This is a genomic window from Erythrobacter insulae, from assembly GCF_007004095.1.
Lineage (GTDB): Bacteria > Pseudomonadota > Alphaproteobacteria > Sphingomonadales > Sphingomonadaceae > Erythrobacter > Erythrobacter insulae.
Map to the genome: position 1 here is coordinate 1,082,950 of NZ_VHJK01000001.1, position 23,834 is coordinate 1,106,783.

At 59.2% G+C, this 23,834-nt stretch carries 26 protein-coding genes, 1 tRNA gene and 1 pseudogene; 21 read left to right on the forward strand and 7 right to left on the reverse strand.

The features are described 5' to 3' along the window. Nucleotides 1–71: 71 nt before the first annotated feature. Nucleotides 72–148 (reverse strand) — tRNA-Arg (locus FGU71_RS05110). 187 nt (nt 149–335) lie between these two features. Here FGU71_RS05110 and FGU71_RS05115 point away from each other — a divergent pair. From FGU71_RS05115 to FGU71_RS05185, 15 genes and pseudogenes are all read left to right on the forward strand, one after another. Beyond that, nucleotides 336–704, forward strand: coding sequence for a hypothetical protein (locus FGU71_RS05115; protein ID WP_142787553.1), 369 nt, complete (start codon nt 336–338; stop codon nt 702–704). A gap of 45 nt (nt 705–749) precedes the next feature. Continuing rightward, nucleotides 750–1,259, forward strand: coding sequence for an MmcB family DNA repair protein (locus FGU71_RS05120; protein WP_234035652.1), 510 nt, complete (start codon nt 750–752; stop codon nt 1,257–1,259). 39 nt (nt 1,260–1,298) lie between these two features. Further along, nucleotides 1,299–2,069 (forward strand): sterol desaturase family protein, encoded by a 771-nt coding sequence (locus FGU71_RS05125; protein ID WP_142787555.1) that lies wholly within the window; start codon nt 1,299–1,301, stop codon nt 2,067–2,069. Beyond that, on the forward strand, nt 2,066–2,515 hold the full coding sequence (locus tag FGU71_RS05130; RefSeq protein ID WP_325053167.1) for a DUF2141 domain-containing protein: 450 nt from the start codon (nt 2,066–2,068) through the stop codon (nt 2,513–2,515). Before FGU71_RS05125 ends, FGU71_RS05130 begins: the two co-directional genes overlap by 4 nt. 232 nt (nt 2,516–2,747) lie before the next feature. Beyond that, a pseudogene (locus FGU71_RS14335) lies at nt 2,748–3,341 on the forward strand (PAS domain-containing protein); the annotation flags it as partial. A 1,482-nt stretch (nt 3,342–4,823) separates the two neighbouring features. Continuing rightward, nucleotides 4,824–5,783, forward strand: coding sequence for an alpha/beta hydrolase (locus FGU71_RS05140; protein ID WP_142787557.1), 960 nt, complete (start codon nt 4,824–4,826; stop codon nt 5,781–5,783). A gap of 11 nt (nt 5,784–5,794) precedes the next feature. Continuing rightward, a complete protein-coding gene (locus tag FGU71_RS05145) occupies nt 5,795–7,174 on the forward strand; it encodes a M48 family metalloprotease (protein ID WP_142788997.1) in 1,380 nt (459 codons plus the stop codon). Nucleotides 7,175–7,257: 83 nt separating this feature from the next. After that, the gene (locus FGU71_RS05150) at nt 7,258–7,959 is read left to right on the forward strand and encodes a DsbA family protein (protein WP_142787558.1); all 702 of its coding nucleotides are present in this window, start codon (nt 7,258–7,260) and stop codon (nt 7,957–7,959) included. A gap of 11 nt (nt 7,960–7,970) precedes the next feature. Beyond that, nucleotides 7,971–8,978: a M48 family metalloprotease gene (locus FGU71_RS05155; protein WP_142787559.1), complete on the forward strand. Its 1,008-nt coding sequence runs from the start codon at nt 7,971–7,973 to the stop codon at nt 8,976–8,978. A gap of 84 nt (nt 8,979–9,062) precedes the next feature. Next, nucleotides 9,063–10,280, forward strand: a complete 1,218-nt coding sequence (locus FGU71_RS05160) for a sensor histidine kinase (RefSeq protein ID WP_142787560.1) — start codon at nt 9,063–9,065, stop codon at nt 10,278–10,280. A 2-nt stretch (nt 10,281–10,282) separates the two neighbouring features. Further along, on the forward strand, nt 10,283–11,080 hold the full coding sequence (locus tag FGU71_RS05165; protein WP_142787561.1) for a LytR/AlgR family response regulator transcription factor: 798 nt from the start codon (nt 10,283–10,285) through the stop codon (nt 11,078–11,080). Nucleotides 11,081–11,253: 173 nt separating this feature from the next. Next, the gene (gene nadC, locus FGU71_RS05170) at nt 11,254–12,117 is read left to right on the forward strand and encodes a carboxylating nicotinate-nucleotide diphosphorylase (RefSeq protein ID WP_142787562.1); all 864 of its coding nucleotides are present in this window, start codon (nt 11,254–11,256) and stop codon (nt 12,115–12,117) included. Further along, a complete protein-coding gene (locus FGU71_RS05175; protein WP_142787563.1) occupies nt 12,114–12,545 on the forward strand; it encodes a hypothetical protein in 432 nt (143 codons plus the stop codon). The genes nadC and FGU71_RS05175 overlap by 4 nt, the downstream gene beginning before the upstream one ends. Further along, complete coding sequence (locus FGU71_RS05180; protein ID WP_234035654.1) at nt 12,523–13,236, forward strand: ribonuclease T2 family protein; 714 nt, start codon at nt 12,523–12,525, stop codon at nt 13,234–13,236. Before FGU71_RS05175 ends, FGU71_RS05180 begins: the two co-directional genes overlap by 23 nt. A 55-nt stretch (nt 13,237–13,291) precedes the next feature. Next, nucleotides 13,292–14,041, forward strand: coding sequence for a SpoIIAA family protein (locus FGU71_RS05185; RefSeq protein ID WP_142787564.1), 750 nt, complete (start codon nt 13,292–13,294; stop codon nt 14,039–14,041). 9 nt (nt 14,042–14,050) lie between these two features. Here the strand turns inward: FGU71_RS05185 and FGU71_RS05190 are convergent, their stop codons facing one another. After that, entirely contained in the window at nt 14,051–14,506 is a 456-nt protein-coding gene (locus FGU71_RS05190) for a nucleoside deaminase (protein ID WP_142787565.1), read from the reverse strand. Nucleotides 14,507–14,658: 152 nt separating this feature from the next. Here FGU71_RS05190 and rpmB point away from each other — a divergent pair, with 152 nt between their 5' ends. Next, a complete protein-coding gene (gene rpmB, locus FGU71_RS05195) occupies nt 14,659–14,946 on the forward strand; it encodes a 50S ribosomal protein L28 (RefSeq protein WP_142787566.1) in 288 nt (95 codons plus the stop codon). Between the two features lie 73 nt (nt 14,947–15,019). On the opposite strand, the gene FGU71_RS05200 is transcribed toward rpmB, so the two are convergent. From FGU71_RS05200 to xseA, 4 genes are read right to left on the reverse strand one after another with little or no spacing between them, the layout of a single operon-like run. After that, on the reverse strand, nt 15,020–16,006 hold the full coding sequence (locus FGU71_RS05200) for an esterase-like activity of phytase family protein (protein ID WP_142787567.1): 987 nt from the start codon (nt 16,004–16,006) through the stop codon (nt 15,020–15,022). 1 nt (nt 16,007) lies between these two features. Next, on the reverse strand, nt 16,008–16,925 hold the full coding sequence (locus FGU71_RS05205) for a M23 family metallopeptidase (protein ID WP_142787568.1): 918 nt from the start codon (nt 16,923–16,925) through the stop codon (nt 16,008–16,010). 3 nt (nt 16,926–16,928) lie between these two features. Next, the gene (locus FGU71_RS05210; protein ID WP_142787569.1) at nt 16,929–17,132 is read right to left on the reverse strand and encodes a DUF2093 domain-containing protein; all 204 of its coding nucleotides are present in this window, start codon (nt 17,130–17,132) and stop codon (nt 16,929–16,931) included. A 24-nt stretch (nt 17,133–17,156) separates the two neighbouring features. Then, the gene (xseA, locus tag FGU71_RS05215; protein ID WP_142787570.1) at nt 17,157–18,674 is read right to left on the reverse strand and encodes an exodeoxyribonuclease VII large subunit; all 1,518 of its coding nucleotides are present in this window, start codon (nt 18,672–18,674) and stop codon (nt 17,157–17,159) included. On the opposite strand from xseA, the gene purD reads away from it, so the two are divergent. Together purD and FGU71_RS05225 are read left to right on the forward strand one after the other, a co-directional pair. Continuing rightward, complete coding sequence (gene purD / locus FGU71_RS05220; protein ID WP_142787571.1) at nt 18,673–19,962, forward strand: phosphoribosylamine--glycine ligase; 1,290 nt, start codon at nt 18,673–18,675, stop codon at nt 19,960–19,962. The genes xseA and purD overlap by 2 nt on opposite strands. Nucleotides 19,963–20,006: 44 nt before the next feature. Then, on the forward strand, nt 20,007–20,372 hold the full coding sequence (locus FGU71_RS05225) for a hypothetical protein (protein WP_142787572.1): 366 nt from the start codon (nt 20,007–20,009) through the stop codon (nt 20,370–20,372). 190 nt (nt 20,373–20,562) lie between these two features. Here FGU71_RS05225 and FGU71_RS05230 read toward each other — a convergent pair whose 3' ends face one another. Next, the gene (locus FGU71_RS05230) at nt 20,563–21,558 is read right to left on the reverse strand and encodes an adenosine kinase (RefSeq protein WP_185960201.1); all 996 of its coding nucleotides are present in this window, start codon (nt 21,556–21,558) and stop codon (nt 20,563–20,565) included. 134 nt (nt 21,559–21,692) lie between these two features. On the opposite strand from FGU71_RS05230, the gene FGU71_RS05235 reads away from it, so the two are divergent. The 3 genes from FGU71_RS05235 to FGU71_RS05245 all read left to right on the forward strand — a co-directional run bounded on the left by FGU71_RS05235 (nt 21,693) and on the right by FGU71_RS05245 (nt 23,815). Further along, nucleotides 21,693–22,391 carry an EI24 domain-containing protein gene (locus FGU71_RS05235; protein WP_142787574.1) on the forward strand — a complete coding sequence of 233 codons (699 nt, stop codon included), beginning with the start codon at nt 21,693–21,695 and terminating at the stop codon, nt 22,389–22,391. Next, nucleotides 22,384–22,791 carry a hypothetical protein gene (locus FGU71_RS05240; RefSeq protein ID WP_142787575.1) on the forward strand — a complete coding sequence of 136 codons (408 nt, stop codon included), beginning with the start codon at nt 22,384–22,386 and terminating at the stop codon, nt 22,789–22,791. Before FGU71_RS05235 ends, FGU71_RS05240 begins: the two co-directional genes overlap by 8 nt. Before the next feature lie 64 nt (nt 22,792–22,855). Next, nucleotides 22,856–23,815: a hypothetical protein gene (locus tag FGU71_RS05245; RefSeq protein ID WP_142787576.1), complete on the forward strand. Its 960-nt coding sequence runs from the start codon at nt 22,856–22,858 to the stop codon at nt 23,813–23,815. Nucleotides 23,816–23,834 lie beyond the last annotated feature (19 nt).

Consider the following 23,834-nt stretch of genomic DNA (forward strand, 5'->3'; position numbering starts at 1 on the left):
AATAAACCGGATCGCGCATGTCCGCAGTTGATCAAACAGCCGCTTGGCGCTCGAGTCAGTCATTGAAATAATGGTGCACCCGACTGGATTCGAACCAGTGACCTCTGCCTTCGGAGGGCAGCGCTCTATCCAGCTGAGCTACGGGTGCCTGAAGCCTTGCGCATTCATTGCGCCGGCCGCGCCGATTAGCAAGGGTTGCGTTGCTTCGCCAGCCATTAATCGCGCAAAATCGTGTCGCGGTCGTTTGCGGCAAATCGCAGGCTTAACCAAAAAGCAACGACCCGCGCTGTATCTCGCCTTTCATGTCAGCACTTCCACCAGAACAGATGCGCGCCATGCGTAAGTCTTCGGAACAGGCCAAGCGCCCGCTGGGATCGCTTGCGCAAAGATGGGAGGCACTGCACGAACAGGCGGCAGAGCTGGCCGGTCTGGCTCAGCTTGCACCCGAGGCGCTTTCCAGCGACCGCGATAGCTTTGCCAGTGTGCTCGGCAATTCAGACGAATGGCAGCGTGAACTGGCGTGGCAGAGCATTGAAGACATTGATGCAATGATGCGGCCGGGTTTGACCGCTTTGAAAGTCATCACGTCGCGCGGCATGGATGCCGGCGCGCCCGCGCAGGCGCTTTGGCGTGAATTTCATTCCGCACGCGAAGGCGTGATTCGGATGCTCCAAACAGAAAGACGGGCGCAGCCCCGTACCTGATCCGATTGGCTTGACTGTGTTCGCGGTATGTTCCAACCATGCCTGATGAACTCTGCACCCCCCGATACACTTGATTCGTCTGCGACCGCTGATTCGCCCGCCACCGCCCGCGATGTGGCACGCGGCATTATGCGTTTGTTTGCCCGCAACGACATCTGGTGCCTGCCAGAGGTTGCCCTGCCCAATGGCAGACGCGCCGATTTGATGGGTGTCGATGCCAAAGGGCTGATTGTGATTGTCGAGATCAAAGTCGCACGCGGGGACTTGCTTGGCGATTCCAAATGGCCCGATTATCTCGATTATTGCGACCGGTTTTTCTGGGGCGTCTCCCCCGCTCTGGATCGCGGCCCTCTGAATGGGGAGGCTTACAAGCCGGATAGCTGCGGCGTGATTGTGGGCGATGGCTATGATGCTGAAATTCTGCGCCATGCGCCGCTGGATCCGCTCGCCCCGGCGCGCCGCAAGGCCCAGATGGAACGCCTCGCGCGAATGGCGATGCGGCGGCACACCGCAACGCTCGATCCGCATTGCAATGATCCGGTAAATGCGGGTTAGGGCTATGTCAGGCGGCGCTTCTAAGTCATAGTCGGTGATATGCTGCCTGCCGACACGCCCGTTTTGCTTGCTCTACTGATCGTAAGCATCGCCACATCGGGGATCGTCGCGCTTCGGTATTTTGCATCAAGCGGACTGTTCGCATGGCTGACGCGCCACGTGCGACCCGGCCTGTATGATGGACAGCGCGCGCAAATTGCCCGCGAAATCCGTTGGTCATTGATCGCCACGCTTATTTACGGCGCGCCCGCAGGCATTGTCCTTTGGGGGTGGAATCATTGGGGCTGGACGCAGATTTATGCCGATTTTGGCGCCTATCCGCTGTGGTATCTGCCGCTATCCGTGCTCATCTACCTGTTTGTTCAGGACACCTGGTTTTACTGGACCCACCGCGCGATGCACGCGCCGAAGCTATTTCGCATCCTTCACAAGGTTCATCACAACAGCCGCCCGCCGACAGCGTGGACAGCGATGAGCTTTCATTGGTCCGAATCCCTGATCGGTGCAGTTCTGATCCCGGCTGCGGTGTTTTTCATTCCTATCCACCTGTCGATGCTGGCCGCAGTGGTGACGATTGCGACGATAATGGGTGTGACCAACCATATGGGGTGGGAGATCTTTCCGCGCATTCTTGTTCATTCTGCGTTGGGTCGCTGGGTGATAACTGCCAGTCATCATGAAAAGCATCACGAGGAGTTTCGATGCAATTTCGGCCTATATTTTCGATTTTGGGATCGCCTTTGCGGGACCGATCGCGGCCTCTCCGCGCGTCTCGCACGCAGCGCGGCGCAGGGAAACGTTCCGGCATGATGCGCGGTTTCAGACGCGCCCTGATACTGGGCGGCGGCGCTGCTGTCACAGCCATGGCGGCCCCTGCCGCTGCGAATGAAGTCACCATCACCGTGACTGATCTGCGTTCCAGCGAAGGGGTAGTGCGGGCCTGCATGACCACGGTCGAAAAGATATTCCCCAAATGCATCAAGGATCCCGATTCGCACCGCACTGTCGTGCCTGCAAACGGCACGGTCACGATCCGGTTCAAGGGCGTAAAACCGGGCAAATATGCGATCGCGCTGCTCCATGATGAAAACAACAATGGCAAAGCGGACCGTGCGCTCGGCATGATGCCGAAAGAGGGGTACGGTTTTTCACGTGACGCCAAAGTGCGTATGAGCCCGCCCAAATTCGAAGACGCCGTGTTCGAGTTAGGCCAGCAGCCGAAAACCCTTACCATCAAAATGCGGTATTTCCTGTAATCACCCGGGCGTGCAGGCGGCACTGCGCCTGAATGACGCCGCCGCGCAAACCGGGCGGTGTCACCCGATTGGCGGCATGCACTCTCACCGCAAATAGGGTGACGCCGATCAGGCAGGCCCGCTGGATGAACGAGCCGGAACGGCACTTTTCCGCCAAGCACTTAACGGGATGTTTACCACACAGCGCCACAACCCGTCCTCGTAACCGTTAAATAAGGGGCGTGTTAGGGCTATGGATAATCTGCGGGGCACTTTTGATTCCAGTAATCCGGTCGGTGACGATCAGGACTGGGACGCCCACGACGAAGACGTAGCGCGTGAATTGCCGCCTCAAGCAATTGGCCAGGATGAACGCCGCATGCAGGTGCGCGCCTACAATCACTGGGCCAGCCTGCTGGGCGACAACACATTCCCGTCAATTGAGGATCTCGAGCCGCACAATCTTGATGATTTCGGCCCCAACAGCGTGCTGCTGGATTTTTCGGTCGGGATCGAAGATCCGGCTGTGCAATTCCTGGGGCATACGCTGGCGCAGGAATGCGGCACTGACGGTTCCATCAAACAGCTTTCAGACGTGCCGCCGCGCTCGCTTTTGAGCCGGATCACCGATCATTACATGCAAATTCTCGCCAATCAGGCGCCAATCGGTTTCGAAGCCGAATTTGTAAACCAGCGCGGATCCTCGATCATGTATCGCGGGATCCTGTTGCCGTTTTCGAGCAATGATGAGACGATTGATTTCATCTACGGTGTCATCAATTGGAAAGAGATCGCCGATCAGGTGACCTCTGATGAGCTGCTGCTGGAAATTGACCAAGCGCTTGAGCTGGACGAAGAACCAGTCGAAGACGAAGACGAGCCTCAAAAGCATCACGCCGATCCCTTTGTTGCAGCCCCCAGCGCCGATATTTTCGAGCTTGGTGCGGATGCCGAAGTCGGCAAAGCCGATCCGGGTGAAACCGAAGGTCTCGAAGCCGGTTCTGACGACAATGTCGCATCACTCGGTTCCGATCAGGACGCGGGATATTCAAGCCCGACCGATGAAAACGATCTGCCGGTGCCCGATTTCGGTCAGTATTCGCTCGACGATCCTGACGAAGACGAGGAAGACGAAGACGAGGAAGAACTTGGCGCGGGCTACAGTTTTGCATCGCTATCTGATTACCTTGAAACGCCCGTCAAAAAGGCAATCGACCTGGACGCAGAGCATTTTGATGCCTCGGATTATCAGGCCGAATACCGCGAAGACCAACCGGAAAACGCCAATCCCGAAGCCGCGTATTATTCGGCGCTTTCGGATGAGCCCGTTGATGAAGACATGCCGGCAGAGCCAAAGGCAAAGCAGCCGCTCGATCTGAGCCGCTTTGCCGAACCGCAAGACATCGCAGAGCCAGATGAAGGCCCCGTCGAACATGACGTAAACACCGAAAATGAAGAGGCCGCGCAGCAACCAGCCGAAGAGCCAGCCGAAGAAACGGCTCCGCAGCCCGCAACCGAAGATGCTGTGCCAGAAGAGCCGGTTGCCGAGCTTCAGGTTCCCATTGCCGCTGCATCAGACGATTTTGTCCCGGACCACGTCATGGATGACGACACGGCCGGACTGTATGACTTCCTCGCCTCTGCGCGCGAACTTGCGCAAGCCGCGAATGTCACCGAAGATCGCAGCCGCGCCGCGCTTTATGCCGCTGTTGGCCGCGCTTATGATTTCTCACTCGCTGCAAAGGCATCGCCGCAGGAATACAGCGAACTGTTGGAGGATAGCGGGCTAAGCGTTCAGGAACGCGCCCCTATGACCCCGGTGGTCAAACTCGTTTTTGGCAGCAATTACGACAAAACCCGCCTGACCGAATATGCCGCCGTTCTGGCGCATGCGCACCGCATCGATCTGGACCGCGGCGCGCTGGCGGAATTCCTCGAAGACGCCGATGGCGGTCTGAAAGGCGTAGTCGCAGCAGAGCGCCGCTTGCGCCGCGAGGAATCGGGCAAATCGGTTGAGCCGGCTGATGAAGTTCGCCGTGCCCTCGCTAAAAAGCTGCGGGAACTGGAAGAGCTGACGTTCGAAGCGCTTTCAGGTGACGGCGCGGAATTTTCGCTGGTCGTGGTCCGCCGCGATGGCGATGGCGGCGTTGCGATGATCGGCGAGATTGACGATGATATTCCGATGATCGAACGCGCTGCGAAAAAGCTGGTCGGGTAGACTGTCACGCTTTTTCCTCAGGCAAAGATCCGATTTTGCCCATTGCATTGTTCCCCCGAACGCGAGAACGGATGATACCGCCGCGCGTACGGTTCGGTGAAAGGCAGCACAATGACAGCGAAAAGGATGCGCCGGATGGCTTTATGGACGCTCGGCACACTCGTTCTGGTCGGAATAATCGGCGCGTTGGCGCTGCAATATGCGATTTCACAGAATGGCCCCGCCGTGCTTAGCGCGGTTGACCGGATCACCGGAGGCGAAAGCGGCGCAAAACAACTGGCGCTGGTTTCGACCGGCGATCACCCGCAGCAAAAACTGGTGGTCTGGGGCCCCGAAACACACAGCCCCGGCAACGCTGCGCGTCCGGTCATGGTGTTTGTTCATGGCGGCAGCTGGCGATCAGGCGATCCCGAAGACTATGACTTCGTCGGTCGGGCTTTCGCCCGCCTCGGCTATATCGTCGTGCTTGGTGGTTACCGGCTCGAAGAGGCAGGCAAATATCCCGCAATGCTGACCGATACGGCCAGCGTCATCGGCTGGACCCACCGCACAATCACGCAATATGGCGGCGATCCCCAACGCATTGTGATTACAGGGCATTCTGCCGGTGCCTATAATGTCGTGATGACCGCGCTGCGCGATCAATGGCTCGCAGGCGAAGGCCTGTCGGCGCGCGACATTTCCGGCGTTATCGGCCTGTCGGGGCCGTACGATTTTTATCCATTCGACAGCGATTCCACTATCGCGGCCTTTGGCGAGGCTGCGGATGCAGAGGCCACTCAGCCGATCAACCATTTGCGCGCCGATGCGCCGCCCATGTTGTTCATTCACGGCGAGAAAGACACTTTGGTCAAACCCCGCAACAGCCGCATTCTGGCTACACAGCTGACTGCGGCCAACGGTATTGCCGACACGCGTTTGTATCCCGACATGGAGCACAATGATCCGCTTATCTCGCTTGCCGCGCCATGGCGATCGCGCCGCGATGTGGCGAGGCAGATGGACGAATTCGCTGCCAAAGTGACTTCGGCGGACACGGTTTCAGTTCCCGTTCAGGCGCGAACGCGTTAGCACGCTGTATGATGCGACCGCTCCAACATATCTCGTTCCCGCGCTTTTGCGCGTATTGCCTGGCGCTTCTCGCCAGCAGCCTGATCACGCTCAATCCGGCGGCGGCGCAATCCATCTTGCGCGATGCCGAGACAGAGGCATTGTTGCGCGACATGACAGCGCCCCTGGTCGAGGCGTCCGAGCTGGAGCCGGGCAATGTCGATATCGTTCTTATCAATGACCCCTCGATCAACGCTTTCGTTGCGGGCGGTCAGGTTGTGTATGTGCACGCCGGACTGATCAACGCGGCGGAAACGGCCAACGAAGTTCAAGGCGTCATCGCCCACGAACTTGGCCATATCACCGCCGGTCACGTTGTGCGTTTTGGTGAACGGACCACGGCCGCAAACGGGATCAGCATCCTTTCGCTTTTGATTGGCGTGGGCGCGGCCCTTGCCGGAGCAGGCGATGCCGCCATTGGCGCGCTTATGGCCGGTCAACGCGCCGCGCTGGGCAGCTTCCTTGCGTTTAACCGTAATCAGGAAGCCTCCACCGACCTTGCCGGCGCGCGGTATCTATCCGGTGCAGGAATTTCCGGTCGCGGGATGCTGACATTTTTTGATCGTCTGCGCGATCTTGAGATTCGCCGCGGTTACAGTCAGGGCGATGATGCGGCATATACGCGGACCCACCCGCTTTCAGGGGATCGGATCCAGACGCTGCGCGGCCTGTTGCAGGAAGACCCATCGTGGTCGAAACCCGATGATGCCGAATTGCAGGAGCGATTCCTGCGGGTGCGCGCGAAATTGTATGGCTATCTGGCAGAGCCGCAGCGCACTTTGAATGCCTATCCCGAAACAGATACCAGCGATCCGGCGCGCTATGCGCGGGCCTATGCCTATCACAAGGATGCGCAGATAGATAAAGCGCTGGCAGAGGCCGAGACATTACTCGCGGGCGAACCTGAAAATCCGTATTACCTCGAAGTGAAAGGGCAGATCCTGTTGGAATCGGGCCGTCCAGAGGACGCTCTTGTCCCTCTGCGCAGAGCGACCGATCTGACGCTGAACCAGCCGCTGATCGCGGGGATGTTTGGACATGCCCTGATCGCGACAGAGGATAAGGAAAACTATGCCGAGGCGGAAAGAGTGCTGCGCGCTGCCGTGGCCAAAGACCGCTTCAATCCGTTTGCATGGTATCAACTGGGCGTGGTCTACGCCGCGAAAGGCGATATTCCGCGCGCCAAATTGGCCAGCGCGGAACAACAGGTGATGAACCGCAATTATCCTCAGGCGCTGCGCAACGCACAAGCCGCCGAAGCCGCGCTGCCAGTGGGATCGCCCGATTGGCTACGCGCTCAGGATGTTGCCTTACAGGCGCGATCAGAGCTGGAGCAGCTGCGGGATCGGTAATGCGATCACGGTAATGCGGTCACGGTAATGCAATCACGATGAGGCGCTGGCATTTTGAATAGGCCGCGTTAGTACTCAATTTCATGGAAAACAGTTTGCGAAATTCGCTTCTCACCGCGCTTTTGGCGCTCGTATTTGGCTTTCTGGGCGCTGCGGCTTGGTCCTATTCCGGGCTGGCTGACAATCGCACGCGAACATACCTGCTGGATAATCCTGCAATTCTCGAAGATATGGCGATGGCCTTGCAAGACGAGCAAGCGCGCGATCGCATCTCTCAAGCCGGCGAAGACATTTATGCGGCATTTCCCGGCGCGGTCATGGGCAATCCCGCAGGATCGAAAACTCTGGTCGAGTTCACCGATTACAATTGCCCCTATTGCGAAGCGAGCCTGGCCGATGTGAACCGTTTGATCGCGGAAGACCCCGATCTGAAGGTTGTGATGCGCGAATGGCCCATCTTCGAAGGCAGCGACGGCGCCGCCCGCATGGCGCTCGCCGCAGGAATGCAAGGCAAATACACCGCGTTTCACGAAGCCATGTTCAAACTTGGCCCGACCACTCCCGAAGCCATCGAAGCCGCCGCGATTGAGGCCGGATTGGACATCGAACGCGCACGCAGCGATGCCGCATCGGATGCGGTATCGATCGAGATCGCCAAAAATCTCAGCCTCGCCCAGGCGCTCGGCTTTAGCGGAACCCCCGCCTGGGTCGCCGGAGACAAAGCAATCGGCGGAATGGTTGGATATGACGCGCTGAAAGAGGCGCTCGACGAAATCGGCAGCTGATGGCTCGGCGTGTGCTTGACGCTTGGCGATGGCTGACCGGGTGCGCTCTTGCCGCGATGTTGGCCAGCCCGGCTGCTGCTTCAGCGCCTGATCCCGCCGATGTCGATTTGTCCGCCGAACGCGCGGCCATCGCCAGATTTCAAGACGCGGACCAACTGCTTCAGGATATTGGCTGGCGGCTGGTGCGCGGCAATGCCGATTTCTGCCCTGACCCGCGCCCTTCGATCGGGCTGCAATTGCAGGATCTGGCCAGTTACGGAGAGCCCGATATCGCCCGCGCGGCTTTGGGTTTGGAGCGTGATTTTGCCGTGCAGACCGCGGCACGCGGTTCGCCCGCCGCACTCGAAGGCGCATTTGCACGTAATCGAGAGATCACACGCATTGGCGATACAGACCCGAATGCATTGAAAGCAGGCGCGCGGCTCGAATGGAAACGTCTGGTACAGGTGCATGATGCGATTGACGGCGCATTGAAAGCGGATGGCAGCACGCGCTTTACGTTCGGCGATGGCAGCACAGCCGCGCCGCAAGCCGTAAGCGTTTGCCAGACCCGTTTTGAACTCTCCAACGAAGGCGAACGCGCGGTCGCCGATGGCAAACGCGTGGTGATTGGCGCTCGGTTCGATGGTTTTGCGCTTGGCGAAGGCTTGCTTGCAGCGGCAATTGCGCATGAACTTGCACACAATCTGCTTGCGCATCGCGATTGGCTGGATCGCAATGGCAGAAAACGCCGCAATATTCGCGCAACCGAGCGCGAAGCGGACCGCCTGATGCCGTGGCTGCTCGCCAATGCCGGATATGACCCGGCCGCAGCCGCGCAGTTTTTTCGCGAGTACAAACCCCAGAATGGCGGCGCATTCCTGCTGCGCGGTTCGCACGACCAATGGCAAGACCGCGCAGAGGCTGTCGAAACGCAATCGGAGCGGATTTCCGCTTTGCGCAAAGCCGGTGAGCGGCCCGATTGGTCGGTGCATGTTGGCCGCCTGATCGACCCGGATAAAGGCCGCGCCAAACCGTAATCCTGCGCCAAAACGGTGCGGGAATACGCCGACATCCGTAAAATCCGCTGCTAAGCTTGCAAAATTGGGCTATGGCATAATCATATGGCAGTGCTTCAGATCCAGCCCGCGCCGTTTTTCGCGAGCAAGAACCGGGCTTTTTGGAACCTCCAGCTGGCAGGCTGGGGCGGAGCATTCCTGCTGCGCGCGGTCAACGCAGCGGCCAATGGATTGCCGCTAAATCTGCTCGCATTGATCCTTGTCACAACCATAACTGGTTTTTCGATTAGCCTCGTTTTGTCAGTGATCTATCGCCAGTTGATCGACCGCAAACCGATCGTGACATGGGGCGGCACCGCTCTGGTCCTGTTCGGAGCGGTCATTGTCTACGCCTCGATCGATGCATGGGTTCAGGGTATCTATTACGGCGGCACCCGCGATACGACTTTTGCGCAGCGCTTTATCGGCCTTACCTACATCCCGCTCACAATCCTCGGCGGGTGGAGCGCGTTGTATTACGCGATCAATTTCTTCCTGACGGTTGAGAAACAGGCGGACCGGCTGGAACGGCTGGAGGCGCAGACCACTGCGGCGCAACTGGCGATGCTGCGTTATCAGCTGAACCCGCACTTCCTATTCAACACGCTCAATTCCATCAGCACGCTGGTGCTGCTCAAACAGACTGAGCCGGCCAATGCGATGTTGACACGGCTGTCGAGCTTTTTGCGGCACACATTGATCGCAGAGCCGGGCAGTCAGGTCACACTGGAGCAGGAGATTGAAACGCTCGGCCTATATCTTGATATTGAGCGGATGCGGTTTGAAGAACGGCTGCGCACGCATTTCGAGATCGAGGATAAAGCCCGGATCGCCTGCCTGCCCTCCATGCTGCTGCAACCGCTGGTCGAAAACGCGATCAAATATGCGGTGAGCCCGCAAGAGGAAGGCGCGCGGATATCGGTTACCGCGCGTGTTATTGGTGACCGGTTGCGAATGACGGTGGAAGACAGCGGCCCCGGGATCGATAGCCCGATGGATCACGCCATTATCGATCATCTGGGCAATCCCGCGCCCAGCCAGACCGTATCGACCGGCGTCGGGCTGGCCAATATCCGCAATCGCCTGATGCAGGCATACGGCGACAGTCACCTGTTCGAAACCCGCTCCGAACCGGGCGGAGGCTTCACAGTGATGATTGAAATCCCATATGAGCCTTTGGAAGAGGCGCCCGTGGAAACCCCCGATAAACCTGATGATGCTGGCTCAACCCCCGATGCCACCAACGTCATAACGTTAAACCCCCAACGCGCCACTGGATCATAATTATGACTATTCGCACCATACTCGTTGATGATGAGAAACTCGCCATTCAAGGCCTGCAAGTGCGGCTTGAGCCGTTTGAAGACGTCGAAGTCATCGACACCTGCTCCAACGGACGCGAGGCTATTCGCAAGATCAAAACGGAAAAGCCCGATCTTGTTTTCCTCGACATTCAGATGCCCGGTTTTGACGGGTTTTCCGTGGTCAAAGGCGTGATGGAGATTGAACCGCCGCTGTTCGTGTTCGTCACCGCCTATGAAGAACACGCAATCCGCGCGTTTGAAGCCAATGCCGTCAATTACCTGATGAAGCCGGTCGATGAAGACAAGCTGGCCGACACGATCGAGCGTGTACGCCAGCGGATCGCAGAAAAGAAATCCGCTGAAGATGCCGAGCAATTGCTGGATGTGCTGGCCGAGGTCGCCCCGGAGCGCGCCGCCAATTTCAGCGAAGCCGAAGACGCCGGTTCGGATCGCTTCGAAAAGCTTATCAATGTGAAGGATCGCGGCCAGATTTTCCGCGTCGAGGTTGACTCGATCGAACATATCGAGGCTGCGGGCGATTACATGTGCATCTATACCGGCGACAATTCGCTGATCCTGCGCGAAACGATGAAAGATCTGGAACGCCGTCTCGACCCGCGCAAATTTCAACGCGTACACCGCTCCACGATCGTCAATCTCGATCAGGTGCGTCAGGTGAAACCGCATACCAATGGCGAATGCTTCCTGGTGCTGGATAGCGGCGCCGAAGTGAAAGTTTCGCGGTCATATCGCGATGTCGTTGCTCGGTTCGTGCATTGATCTAGGCGCGCTTCGAGGCGGAGCTCTGCAGCTAATTCTTCAAGCAGGCCAGTTTCAACGGCGCAGGCATCGCAAGGTTGGCCGGCTGGGGTGCCTTGTGGCGGGGAGCCAAGTGAGCGAATGCGAACGCCAGCGCTTGAGGCGCAAAGAAAAAAACGCCACAGACACAAACTATGGCTCACTTCACACTCCCCGGTTTCGACCTCACCCGCTTTGTGCGCGGCACCCTTGATGAAGATCTCGGCATAGGTTTCGATGGCGGGGGTGCAGATGTCACCTCGACCAGCGTAATTCCCGCCGATGCGCGCTTTTCTGGCGTGATGGACAGCCGCGATCCGATTGTGGTCGCGGGACTTCCGTTGGCCGAAGCGTTCTTTCGCGCGCTTGACCCTGATGTCGAGATCGAGGCGCTGGTTGCCGATGGTGACGGAGTGAACGCCGGGACCGATCTGATGCGGCTGAAAGGCAATGCGCGGGCGCTGCTGACGGCGGAGCGCAGCGCGCTTAATATTGTTCAGCACCTCTCCGGCATTGCGACCATGGCGCGCGCCTATGTCGATGCGATGGACAATCCGAACTGCACCCTGCTCGATACGCGCAAGACCCTGCCCGGTCTGCGGGTGTTGGAAAAATACGCGGTCCGCATGGGCGGGGCACAGAATCACCGCATGGGCCTGTGGGATGCAGCGATGATCAAAGACAATCATGTTGCAGTTGCAGGCAGCGTAGGAGAAGCAGTGCGCCGCGCGCGCGATGCCGGCGTCAAACCGATCATTTGCGAAGTTGACCGGCTCGACCAGATCGAACCGGCAATCGCAGCAGGCGCGCATCATCTGCTGCTCGACAATATGTCGCCCGATGTCCTCGAACAAGCCGTCGCCATCGTCGCCGGACGCACGGCAACCGAGGCAAGCGGCGGGATCAACCTCGATACGATCAAGGCCAAGGCAGCGAGCGGTGTCGATTATTGCTCGGTCGGACGCCTCACCCAAAGCGCACCTGCCGCCGATGTGGGTCTTGATTTTACGCCTCTATGAAGTTCGCAAAGGGTCCCAGACCGTGGTCGATCAATCTGTTCGCAGGCGTGTTGTTGATCCTTGCCATCTGGAACCTCGCGGTCGCGCTGTTCGATTTGCCCGCTCAGGAGGAATTCCTGCGCTCGCTCGGTCTTGGCCTGGACTGGAACCGCGACTGGACCATCGTATCCAGCTCCGCGTGGTTCACTGTAGAGCTGATCCCGATTGCTCTGGTGTGGATCGCGGCCAGCCGGTTTGCGCGCATGTTCATTACCGGCATGGCAGGGGTCAAAGCCGTGCTGCTCGTCGCCAATTTCCCCGTGCTATACGCCCTGCCCGGGATTCTCGCCGGTCAATGCATTGCGCTTGCAGCGGTCGCGCTGCTGTATACACGCGGTTCGCAGGAATGGTTTGCGATCAAGGAGATTGACCCTGCGACATTCGATTAGCCTCGGCCTGGCTCTTGCCAGTCTGGCCGTTCCCGCCGCCGTCCAAGCGCAGGCATACCAATGCCGAATGCCAAGCATTTCCAGCGTGCCGCAAATATCGCCGGACAGCCGCCCTCGTGCCTTGCCGGTGACGGGCTATACAATGGCGCTCAGCTGGTCGCCCGAGTTCTGCAAGCCGCGCGAAGACAGCCGCGCCCATCGCACGCAATGTTCGGGCGATAATGGCCGATTTGGCCTCGTGGTTCATGGGTTCTGGCCCGAAAGTTCAGGCAGCTGGCCGCAATGGTGCCCGGCACCGGTCAAGCTGACGCCGAAGGAGATGCGCCGCAATCTGTGCATGATGCCATCTGCGCGGTTGGTGGCGCGGCAATGGGCAAAGCATGGCAGCTGCATGACAAAACGGCCCGAAACCTATTTCAAGGTTACGCGCATTCTGTGGGACAGTTATCGCATCCCCGATTTTGATCGAATCAGCCGCGAAGACGGCCTGACCGCAGGCCGCATCCGCAAAGCCTTTGCCGATGCCAATACCGGCATTCCAGCGAGCGCGGTGGGTGTGAAACTCAACCAGCGCGGATGGCTTCAGGAACTGCGGATTTGTTACGGCAAACGCTTCCGCCCGGTTCGGTGTGACGCGAACAGATTTGGCGCGCGCGACACGGCCAGAGCAAAAATCTGGCGGGGATTGTGATAATTCTTTGATCTTGATCAATGCGGGGCAATCGCTGGCCGCGTATATTTGCAACATGATCAACATCCAGCAGATATCAGACACCGCGCATCGCATGGTTGTGATGGGCGAATTCCTTCAGGCTGACGCCGAAAAACTCGTCGAATTTGCGCGTGAGCGCAACAAGGCGGGCGGTGGAGGCAACATCCTGATCGATGTGACGGCAGTCACCGATTTCTCGTTCTCGGCGGTGGCAATCGAATTGGCGCACATGCCCACTTTGTTCAAATGGATTTATGGCCTGGGCCGTATAGCGGTGGTGTCAGACAATGATTGGGTTCGAACGGGGGCACGGCTCGAAAGCGCGCTGCTGCCCGGCGTGGTCTATGAAGTGTATGACGAGGATGAAGCCGATGCGGCGCTCGCATGGGTGCTGGGAAAGACGGACGGCGCCCATCGCGGTGCAGTGCACGAATTGGATATCGGCAAGCCGGACATCGCCGCATACGAGATCACAGGCAGGCTCGATCGCGAAGAGTCCGAACGCGGAACAGCGATGTTGCGCGCCCGCTTTGGTGATTCCGATTGCTCGCGCCTGATGCTCGTCATTCGCAATTGGCACGGCTTTGATGCCGACACGATGTTCAGCAGCGAAGTTTTCTCCGGTAAGCTTGAGCTTATGGGCAAGCTGGATCGTTATGCCATTGTCGGGGGGCCCGCCTGGATCAAAAGCATGGCGGGGTTGATGGACCCGCTGATCAAGCCGAAATTGCGCTGTTTCGATCTGGACAAGCAGGATGAAGCGATTGCATGGCTGGAGGGCTAAAACACAGCCTCAGCGCCGGTCTTTGAAGAACGTCCGCAACAGTTTGGCGGCCTCTTCCTCTCCCATCCCGGCATACACTTCGGGCCGGTGCAGGCATTGCTTGTGCTCAAACACCCTTGTGCCGTGCTCGACCGCGCCGCCTTTCGGATCGCTCGCGGCGTAATATAGCCGCGCAATACGGGCATGAGAGATAGCCCCGGCGCACATCGCGCAGGGTTCCAGCGTGACGTAAAGATCGCATCCGGTCAGGCGTTCATCGCCGAGCTTTGCCGCCGCATCGCGCAGGGCGCGAATTTCAGCATGGCCGGTTGGATCGGGCGGGACGCGGGTCGCATTGGCAGCCACCGCGATTACGGTGTCACCCTTCACAACGACCGCGCCGACAGGGACCTCGCCTGCGCCCGCCGCCGCTTGGGCGGCTTCAAGAGCCTGCTTCATTGCTTGCGGTATTGGCCATCTGGTCATAGGAAGGGCGGTAGCGGCGCACGGGCAACCACGCAACTTTGCTTGACGATTCGCCAGTGCCCGGCTATGCGCGCCGCTTTCCGGGATAACCCGATTTTCTGGTCCGCCGAATCGTTCGTGCGGCCCGTAACCGTGAATAGATGAGAGATATCATGTCGCGTATTTGCGAACTGACCGGCAAAGGTCGCCAGGTGGGCAACAATGTTAGCCACGCCAACAACAAGACCAAGCGCGTTTTCCTGCCGAACTTGCAGAACGTTACGCTGCTGAGCGATAAGCTCGAGCGTAGCTTTAAATTCCGCGTTTCGACACACGGCCTGCGCTCGGTTGAGCACAATGGCGGTCTCGACAATTGGTTGCTGAAAACCAAGGATGACAAACTTTCATCGCGCGCTTTGAAAGTTAAGCGTGAACTTAAAAAAGCTGCTGCTGCCGCTTAACGCATTCGGGTAAAGGCGTGACGCTGAAAAGGCGTGCGGAGCTTGGCTCTGCGCGCCTTTTGCGTTTGCGCGCTTACTCCGGCGGTGCTGCTTCCGCTGGATCAAAGATCAGCTTGGCCAGCAAAGTCCGCTGCATCACCGACAGATTATCATCCGAAATCAGCCAGACTGCAACGCGGCCGTCGGCCATTTCGCGCAGCGCGATCCCTTCGTAATTCTCGCGCGGGATGACGCCGGCCAGATCAAGAGTGATTTGCGGCGCCCATGGCAGATCACCATCAGCGTCCGGCGCGGGGCCGACCGCGAGTTTGCTTTCAAACACCGGAATTCCGCCTGACGGGTCCAGATTGCGCAGCAACAACAGCACACGGCCATCGGGCAATTGCGCCATGTCGGTCGCGGCATGGCCGGGAATGGGCGGCAAATATGCGAATGTTTTGAACACGCGCGTTTCGATTGGATCACCGGCAAAGATCAAACCGATCCGGCGGCCCTCGGGCAGGATCGCAAAGCGCCCGTCCTGCAACCGCGCCATCGCTTCGGCGCCCGTGTTGTTCGTCCAGCCCAATGCAGCTGCATGCAGCTTTATCGAGCCGCTGGCGGTATTATCGCGGTCAAACCTGTAAATGCCGTGGGCATTTTCCAACGCGAGCCAATATTGCGCGCCATCGGAATCTATCGCGGCGGCCTCTGCATCGGGGATCGCAGTCGCCAGCGGCAAATCGAATTTCTGCCGGTCGATGCTCCACTGGGATATGCCCGTATCCGGCTGTGACAGCGTGAACCGTGCGCCGCGATCCGAAAATGCCATCAATCGCTGATCCGGCAAAGCCGCCAAAGCCGAAAATCCGCCGAACAGCAGGCTTTGCCCGCTATAATGCCACACGCCCGCAACGCTCCAGCCGGGCCAGGCCGAAACACCGGTATCTCCGGCCTGCTGGACCTGTTCGATTTTGAGTGTGGCAGGCGGATCCCACGACACCGGCGTGCGCAGCCATGTTCCCGGCGCGCAAAGGCATGCAACCGTGATCGCCGCGATCACGCGGCGCGCGCTTTTCATGTCAGTTCATCGGACCCGTCAAAAGCAGCGGATCAAGCCGTGCATCGTTCCATTTGAGGCTCCAGTGCAGGTGCGGCCCGGTTGCCCGGCCTGTCGCGCCAACATTGCCGATATGATCGCCTTGGCGCACGCTTTGCCCCTCTTTCACCGCAATCTTGGACGCGTGGAGAAATGCGCTGTTAAGCCCGGCGCCGTGATCGATCATGATGATATTGCCCTCAAGGCTGAAGCCTGTCCGCGCAAGCACCACCACACCGTCAGCCGGAGCGACAAACGGCACGCCATTTCCCGGCGCAATGTCGATGCCCGAATGATAGCTGCCCGGTTCGCCGCGATAGATTCGCTGGCGGCCAAACTGGCCCGAAATGCGCCCCTTTACCGGCCAGATAAAATCCTGCTGCCAGCCAGCCGCGCCAGTGATTTTTTCCCGCGCGCCTTTGATCGCCAGCCATTCCGGCTCGCGCTTTTTCCACCATGCCTCGCTGCTGCCGCCACCGCGCTTGGCCACGTTCACACGCTGGATATTCCATTTGCGCGGGGAGATGGTCAGCTCTTCGGAATAGGTTGCACCATTGGCTAGCTTTGCGGTGAGGGTAAGACTGCCCGCGCTGTCGCGGTCAAAAGCGGCGAAAAATTCGCGGTCCTTGTCGCCGAGTTCCAGCGGCTGTCCCCCAAGCGTAGCCGATACGGTGCCATACGGCACAGAACCTTTGATCCACCCGCCTTGAGTGAGTTCACCGGCATATTCGAAGTCAGGCGGGGAAATCTGGCCTTGAATTACGATTGGCGCTGGCTCGCCTGCTTCTACCGGATTGGCGGCGACAACCGGCTCCGGACCCTCGGCTTCGGCACCTGCACAGCTCATCAGGCCGGCAAAGGCAGCTCCGGCAACGCTTAGGGGTATCCAGCCTTTCGCCATCGGTTAAACCTCGCCAAGCAGGCGCTTGGTCGCGATTTCCGGCGAGGCATAGGCCTCTTGATGCTGGGCGCTCCAATAGCGCAATTCTTCGAGCAGGATGACCTCTCCCGACACAGCACAGAATACATGCTGCCCCGGCCGCAAAACGCGGAAAGTGGAAGGGCCATAATGGAGTTTGGCGGCTTTATCGCCGGATGACATCAACATGGGTTTCGCTCTAGCATTGCAAAGTTAGTCAAACAAATCGTTCTGGCGCGGCGGGGTTCCGGATGCGGGCTCCCGAGTGGCCTTTGGTTTCGGTGTGCGCTTGGGCTTGGCCGGTGAAGTGACAGATGGCGGGGCCGCGCCTGAAGCGCCCGTCGTCACTTCAAGCACATCGTCCTTGAATTGGAGCTTAAGCGCCGCCTCACGCTCCGCCTGAGCCTTGCTGGTCAGCGCCGCTCCATTGGCATCGCGGACAATCGCATAGCCGCGCTCCAGCGGTTTTTCGGGGTGCAATTGCTCGGCAATCCGGGCCAGCGCCGCCAAAGCATCGCGCTTCGCGGCCAGTGGCCGTTCGATCAATGCAGGCACGAGCCGCATATTATCCAGCCGCCGCTGCGCATCGCCATGCGCCCGTTTCAGCGCATTGGGCGAAAGGCGCGATGCCACCCCGGCGAGCCGTTCCCGCCCCTGCCCGGCCCGGTCCATCAATCCGCGCCGCAACCGCTCGGCAAGATCATCGAGGCGCTGTGTCTGCGTCTGCACGATCTGTTCGGGCTTGGGCATCCGCCGCACGCGGGCCTCCAACCGTTCCCGGCCCAGCTCAACCGGACGATACACCGCCCGGCGCTGGCGAGCGGCAAAATCGGCCAGCGTTGCTTCCAGATCGACCCGCACTGGCACCGCCATTTCCGCCGCCGCCGTGGGGGTCGGGGCGCGCCGGTCCGCAGCGTAATCCGCCAGCGTCGTATCGGTCTCATGACCGACAGCAGAAATAACCGGAATGGTACATTCGGCGATGGCGCGAACCACGGCCTCTTCGTTGAAACTCCACAAATCCTCGATCGACCCGCCGCCGCGCGCGACAATCACAATATCGGGGCGCGCAACAGGGCCATCTGCCGGGAGGGCTGAAAAGCCGCGAATTGCGCCGGATACCTGCTCAGCTGCGCCTTTACCCTGAACCAGAACAGGCCAAACGATAACATGGCTCGGGAAACGATCTGCCAACCGGTGGAGGATATCGCGAATAACCGATCCGGTTGGTGATGTGACCACGCCAATTGTTCGGGGCAGATAGGGCAGAGCGCGTTTGCGGTCCCGAGAAAACAGGCCCTCTGCCTCTAACCGGGCGCGGGTTTTTTCGAGCAGAGCCAGCAGAGCGCCCTCGCCCGCCAGTTCAAGCGAATCGATCACGATCTGATATTTTGACCGCCCCGCATAGGTCGTCAATTTGCCGGTCGCGATCACCTCAAGCCCGTCTTCGGGTGCAAAGGAGAGCCGCCCGGCATTGCCGCGCCACATCACTCCGTCGAGCACGGCCTTATCATCCTTGAGCGCGCAATAAAGGTGGCCGGATGCCGCCCGTTTCACGCCCGACATTTCGCCGCGCAGGCGCACATGACCGAACTGATCTTCGACCGTCCGTTTGAGCAGGCCCGAAATCTCGGTGATCGACAGCGGTGGGGCGTTGTCGCCCTGACGCTCGCGCGCTACCAAACCGCCAGATTCGGAACTGTCATCATATTGTGAGGGGGCGCGAGCCATGAATATCCTTTTGCTTGGATCGGGTGGGCGCGAACATGCGCTGGCGTGGAAGCTGGCGCAATCCCCAAGTGTCGAGCGTTTGCTGGCTGCCCCCGGAAATCCGGGAATCGAAGAATGTGCCGAGCTCATCGGGCTGAACGCCAGCGACCATGCCGCCTGTGTCCGGTTTTGCCAGGAGCACAGCATTGATCTGGTCGTCATCGGGCCAGAGGCACCTTTGGTGGACGGTTTGGGCGATAGCCTGCGTGCAGCCAACATTCCTGTGTTCGGGCCGGATAAAGCCGCCGCCCAACTCGAAGGGTCAAAGGGATTTACCAAAGATCTGTGCCAGCGCGCCGGCATCCCGACCGGCGGCTATATCCGCACAACGTCGCTGGATCAGGCTCGCGGAGCGCTGGACAAATTCGATGCGCCCTATGTTTTGAAAGCGGACGGATTGGCAGCGGGCAAAGGCGTGGTGATCGCGCCAAACCGCACCGAGGCAGAGGCCGCGCTGGCCGATATGTTCGGCGGTCAATTCGGCGAGGCTGGCGCTGAAGTGGTGATCGAGGAGTTCCTTGATGGGGAAGAGGCCAGTTTCTTTGCAATCACCGATGGCACCCACATTGTTCCGTTTGGCACCGCGCAGGATCACAAACGCGTTGGCGAAGGCGATACCGGACCGAACACCGGCGGCATGGGCGCCTATTCGCCCGCGCCGGTTCTGACGCCGGATTTGCAACAGCGCGCGATGGATGAAATTCTCCGCCCGACGGTTGATACGATGCGCGCCGAGGGCATGCCCTATTCCGGGGTTCTGTATCTGGGTCTGATGCTCACCGAAAGCGGCCCGCAATTGATCGAATACAATTGCCGTTTTGGCGACCCGGAATGTCAGGTGTTGATGATGCGGCTGCAAAGCGATCTTGCCGCGCTCATGCTCGCCTGTGCAAAGGGAGAACTGGAAAGCGCCGAGGCGAATTTTGCCGATGAAACCGCGCTAACGGTTGTGATGGCGGCAGAGGGTTATCCCGCCAGCGCCCAGAAAGGCGGCGCGATTGATCTGGGATCGGCCGAAACGGGCGGCGCGAAAGTCTTTCACGCCGGCACCGCGATCAAAGACGGGACCTTGATCGCAAACGGAGGCCGCGTGCTGAATGTCACCGCCACCGGTGCGAACGTTACCGAAGCACAAAAAGCAGCCTATAAAGCGGTCGATGCGATCCGCTTTGAAAGCGGGTTCTGCCGGAGGGACATCGGTCACAGGGAAATCGCGCGCGAGATGGAGCAAAAAGCCGCGCAAAATTGATCCAGATCAAGGTTTAGCGGCCGAATTGGTGCTTAAAAGGGTGCATGATGAACCCAACAATCGCTCGCTTTATCGCTTTAACCGGCTGCGTTTTCCTTGTGCCTGCATGTCAGACAGGAATGCGCCCGCAATTGCCCGCATCCGCGCAAACCCCGCCGTCGCTGATTGCAGGGGTATGCGGCGATTGCCACGCGGTTGAGGAACCCTTTGAATCGCCCAATCCGAAAGCGCCTACCTTCGCCTCTATCGCCAATCGTGAAGGGTTAACGCGCGAAACGCTGGCGCCGTGGCTGCTGGATGCGCATAATTATCCCGAGCAGATGGATTTCGAACTCTCACCCGGCGAAGCAAAGCAGATCGCGGATTACATGCTGACCCTGCAGAGTGAGGATTACCGGCCCCAGCCCTAATTTTCCTACACCCACGCTCTGCGTTACACAGCAAGTGGTTCTTTCACATCGTCAGCACTCTGAACGCGGCCCATCATTGTTGGGCAAGTGTCACCCGAGGCCTACACTGGCAAGCATTTGATTTTGCGAAATTAAACCGTGTAGGCACCGCATGACACATCGCGGATTTGTCATGCGGTGCCTACAATCTTTACGACAATTTATCAGCCATAAGAGCCTGCATATCCGTTTCCGGGCGCGGGCCATAATGTGAGATCACTTCGGCCGCAGCGATTGCACCGCGTTTCAGGCACACCTCAAGCGGTGCGTCTTTGACAAAGCCCGACAGGAAGCCTGCGGCAAACTGATCGCCTGCGCCGGTTGTGTCGATCACCTTGGCGATCGGTTCCGCCGCAACTTCAGCGCGCATGCCGTGGGCAATGGCGACCGCGCCCTTCTCACTGCGCGTGGCAACCAGAACCGGAACTTTGCCCGCGACCGATGCGAGGCCCGCTTCAAAATCATCTTCGCCGGTGAGCGTAGCGAGCTCGCTTTCATTGACGAACAGGATGTCGATCACGCCGTCTTCGATCATGCTGCGGAAATCATCGCCGTGGCGATCAATCACAAAGCTTTCGCTGGCGGTAAAGGCGACCTTGCGGCCCGCGCTTTTGGCGACATCAATGGCGCGGCGCATAGCGCGGCGGGGTTCTTCGGGATCCCACAGATAGCCTTCGAGATACAAAATGCTCGCGCTGGTAATCAGATCCTCGTCGAGAGCCGCCGCTGGCAGGAATTGCCCAGCACCCAGGAAAGTGTTCATCGTCCGCTCGCCATCGGGCGTCACCAGGATAAGCACACGGCCCGTCGCAGGTTCACCGCTACGTGCTAGCGTATCAAAGTCGATGCCGGTTGCCCGCATATCATGGCGGAACACTTTGCCCAGCTGGTCATCCGCGACCTGCCCGATAAAGGCACATTGCAAGCCAAGGGTAGAAAGCCCCGCAAGCGTATTGGCCGCCGATCCGCCCGACAGCTCGCGCGCAGGCGGCATTGCGGCGTACAATTCATCGGCGCGCGCTTCGTCAATCAAGGTCATGCCGCCGCGATTAAGCTGGAGCTCTTCGATCAGCTCCTCTTCACATGAGGCAATTACATCGACCACGGCATTACCGATGGCGATCACGTCATAGCGGGGGTCTGTCACAAGAATTCGTCCTGATATTTTGCAAAGCGTTTGAAGGTGGCGCCCGCCTAGCGGGAACCGGTCAATACGCCAAGGGGTGGATGAACGGTAGATTGGCATTTGACTTCGGACAGAGCCCGCATCATCGCTGAGGCATGAACGCGGTGCTCTCATCCTTGTCCAAAGCCTTTGGCCAGCTGGGCGATCCGGCGATCCTGCGCGTGGCGGCAAAAAGCATTGCGATTACGCTGCTGTTGTTCGTGGGCGCCGGTGTTGGATTGTATTTCGGGCTGGAATGGCTGTTCGCCCGGGCGGGCTGGGAAACGGGCGGCCTGGCGCAGGCTGCGGCTGCGGCAATTATCGCGGTCATCGCCTTTTGGTTTTTGTTTCGGATCGTAGCGCTCGCCGTTTTGCAGTTTTTCGCTGATAAAATCGTCGCCGCGGTCGAGGCCAAACACTATCCCGATCTGGCCGACAAGGCGAAGCCGCTGCCGCTGCCACAAGATATCGCCAATTCGCTCAGAGGATTGGGCCGCGCATTGGGTTTCAATCTGCTGGCGCTGCCGCTGGCTGCGGTGCTGGTTTTCACAGCTTTTGGTCCTGCAATTGTTTTTCTGGCGGTCAATGCGGTGTTGTTGGGCCGCGAACTCACCGATATGGGCTGGCTCAGGCATACCGATGGCAAACCCCTGCCCACCCCCGTGCCCAGCGGGCAACGATTGATGCTTGGCGGCGCGATTGCGGCGATGATGCTCGTGCCGTTTCTCAATTTGATTGCTCCTGTGATAGGGGCAGCGGCTGGCACGCATCTGGCCCATGATGCGATGCGCCGATTGGAGACATACGATGCGTAAGGCAGTGTTGCTGGCTATGATCATGCTGTTGCCTGCCTGCGCAGGGGGATCGGCCGCAACGTACACATCTTCGGGCAGCTCTGCTGGTGTTGGCTCCAAAGCCGCGCCGCAAAGTTCGGGTTTTCGCGCGCCATCAATTCAGCGTGAGGCGGGCCTCGAAGGGATCACTGGGGTCCGCGCGTCGGCGCTGCTCGACCGGCTTGGCGAGCCGCGGATCGACCTGACCGAGGGGGACTCCCGGAAACTGCAATTCGCAGGCGAGACCTGCGTCCTCGATATATACCTTTACCCCCTCAATGCTGGCGCAGAGCCCATTTCAACCCATATCGAGGCCCGTCTGCGCGAAGGCGGTGGACCTGTGAACAGAAGCCAGTGCCTTGCCGAGGTTGCGCAGCGGTAACCCCGTCTTAAGCACATTCGCGGTATAGCGCCGCGTGATTGTTTAAAGAGGTTTTACGCAGGCTATGACCACACATTTTACCGAGCTCGCCCACCGCGCCGCAGCCGATGGCGTGGTATCGCCCGAAGAATTGCTGGGCCTGCGCCGTCAGGGATGGGGTGATGGCATCATCACCCGCGAGGAGGCCGAGGCGCTGTTTGCGATCAACAATGTTCTTTCCGATCGCGACCCGGCATGGTGCGATTTCTTTGTCGAGGCGATCGGGGAATATGTCCTCAACGCCGCGCAGCCGCGCCTGCAATGCAGCCCCGAAGAGGCAGAGTGGCTGATTGCACAGGTCGATCATGACGGTGTGGTAGAAAGCATGGTCGAACTGGAAACGCTCGTTCGGATCGTCGAACGCGCTGAAAATGTGCCGGACGCACTCAAGAATTATGTGCTGGGTCAGATCGAAAATGAAGTTTTGACGGGGACCGGCCCCACCCGCTGCGGCGGGGAGCTGTCTTCGGTACATATCAGCGAAGCCGAGGTTAAAATCCTGCGCCGCGTGATTTTCTCAAGCGGCGGGTATGGTCCGGCGGCGGTAAGCAGGTTCGATGCAGAGCTGCTATTGCGGTTAAAAAATGCCACGTTGGCCAATGATAATGATCCAAGTTGGGGTGATCTGTTCGTCGATGGGATTACCAATCATCTGCGCGGATTTTCGCTCGACAACGCCCAGCTTAGCCATGAACGCAAATTGGAATTGATCCGCACAATCGAAGACAATTCCGCCAACATCGGGCGCTTTTTCTCGCAAATGGCAAAAAGCGATGCGAGCCTGCCAACCCGCATCCGTTGGTTGGCCGAACACCTTGCTGGAACAGATGGGCCGCAAAACGACTATTCCGGCGATGCCGATGCCGGTCATGCGGTCACCGCAGCGGAAAAAGACTGGCTTGATGTCGCGCTGGACGATGATGGCCAGATCGACGCGCTCGAAAAGCGTTTGCTCCGGCGGCTGGCCGACGACGAACTGATCTGAAGGCGATTTAGCGCTCTAT

Bases quoted from the DNA above. Each gene is read 5' to 3' on its own strand.
- FGU71_RS05115 (WP_142787553.1), top strand. From the start codon at position 336: ATGCGTAAGTCTTCGGAACAGGCCAAGCGCCCGCTGGGATCGCTTGCG.
- FGU71_RS05120 (WP_234035652.1), top strand. From the start codon at position 750: ATGAACTCTGCACCCCCCGATACACTTGATTCGTCTGCGACCGCTGAT.
- FGU71_RS05125 (WP_142787555.1), top strand. From the start codon at position 1,299: ATGCTGCCTGCCGACACGCCCGTTTTGCTTGCTCTACTGATCGTAAGC.
- FGU71_RS05130 (WP_325053167.1), top strand. From the start codon at position 2,066: ATGATGCGCGGTTTCAGACGCGCCCTGATACTGGGCGGCGGCGCTGCT.
- FGU71_RS05140 (WP_142787557.1), top strand. From the start codon at position 4,824: ATGACAGCGAAAAGGATGCGCCGGATGGCTTTATGGACGCTCGGCACA.
- FGU71_RS05145 (WP_142788997.1), top strand. From the start codon at position 5,795: ATGCGACCGCTCCAACATATCTCGTTCCCGCGCTTTTGCGCGTATTGC.
- FGU71_RS05150 (WP_142787558.1), top strand. From the start codon at position 7,258: ATGGAAAACAGTTTGCGAAATTCGCTTCTCACCGCGCTTTTGGCGCTC.
- FGU71_RS05160 (WP_142787560.1), top strand. From the start codon at position 9,063: ATGGCAGTGCTTCAGATCCAGCCCGCGCCGTTTTTCGCGAGCAAGAAC.
- FGU71_RS05165 (WP_142787561.1), top strand. From the start codon at position 10,283: ATGACTATTCGCACCATACTCGTTGATGATGAGAAACTCGCCATTCAA.
- nadC (WP_142787562.1), top strand. From the start codon at position 11,254: ATGGCTCACTTCACACTCCCCGGTTTCGACCTCACCCGCTTTGTGCGC.
- FGU71_RS05175 (WP_142787563.1), top strand. From the start codon at position 12,114: ATGAAGTTCGCAAAGGGTCCCAGACCGTGGTCGATCAATCTGTTCGCA.
- FGU71_RS05185 (WP_142787564.1), top strand. From the start codon at position 13,292: ATGATCAACATCCAGCAGATATCAGACACCGCGCATCGCATGGTTGTG.
- FGU71_RS05190 (WP_142787565.1), bottom strand. From the start codon at position 14,506: ATGACCAGATGGCCAATACCGCAAGCAATGAAGCAGGCTCTTGAAGCC.
- rpmB (WP_142787566.1), top strand. From the start codon at position 14,659: ATGTCGCGTATTTGCGAACTGACCGGCAAAGGTCGCCAGGTGGGCAAC.
- FGU71_RS05200 (WP_142787567.1), bottom strand. From the start codon at position 16,006: ATGAAAAGCGCGCGCCGCGTGATCGCGGCGATCACGGTTGCATGCCTT.
- FGU71_RS05205 (WP_142787568.1), bottom strand. From the start codon at position 16,925: ATGGCGAAAGGCTGGATACCCCTAAGCGTTGCCGGAGCTGCCTTTGCC.
- FGU71_RS05210 (WP_142787569.1), bottom strand. From the start codon at position 17,132: ATGTTGATGTCATCCGGCGATAAAGCCGCCAAACTCCATTATGGCCCT.
- purD (WP_142787571.1), top strand. From the start codon at position 18,673: ATGAATATCCTTTTGCTTGGATCGGGTGGGCGCGAACATGCGCTGGCG.
- xseA (WP_142787570.1), bottom strand. From the start codon at position 18,674: ATGGCTCGCGCCCCCTCACAATATGATGACAGTTCCGAATCTGGCGGT.
- FGU71_RS05225 (WP_142787572.1), top strand. From the start codon at position 20,007: ATGATGAACCCAACAATCGCTCGCTTTATCGCTTTAACCGGCTGCGTT.
- FGU71_RS05235 (WP_142787574.1), top strand. From the start codon at position 21,693: ATGAACGCGGTGCTCTCATCCTTGTCCAAAGCCTTTGGCCAGCTGGGC.
- FGU71_RS05240 (WP_142787575.1), top strand. From the start codon at position 22,384: ATGCGTAAGGCAGTGTTGCTGGCTATGATCATGCTGTTGCCTGCCTGC.
- FGU71_RS05245 (WP_142787576.1), top strand. From the start codon at position 22,856: ATGACCACACATTTTACCGAGCTCGCCCACCGCGCCGCAGCCGATGGC.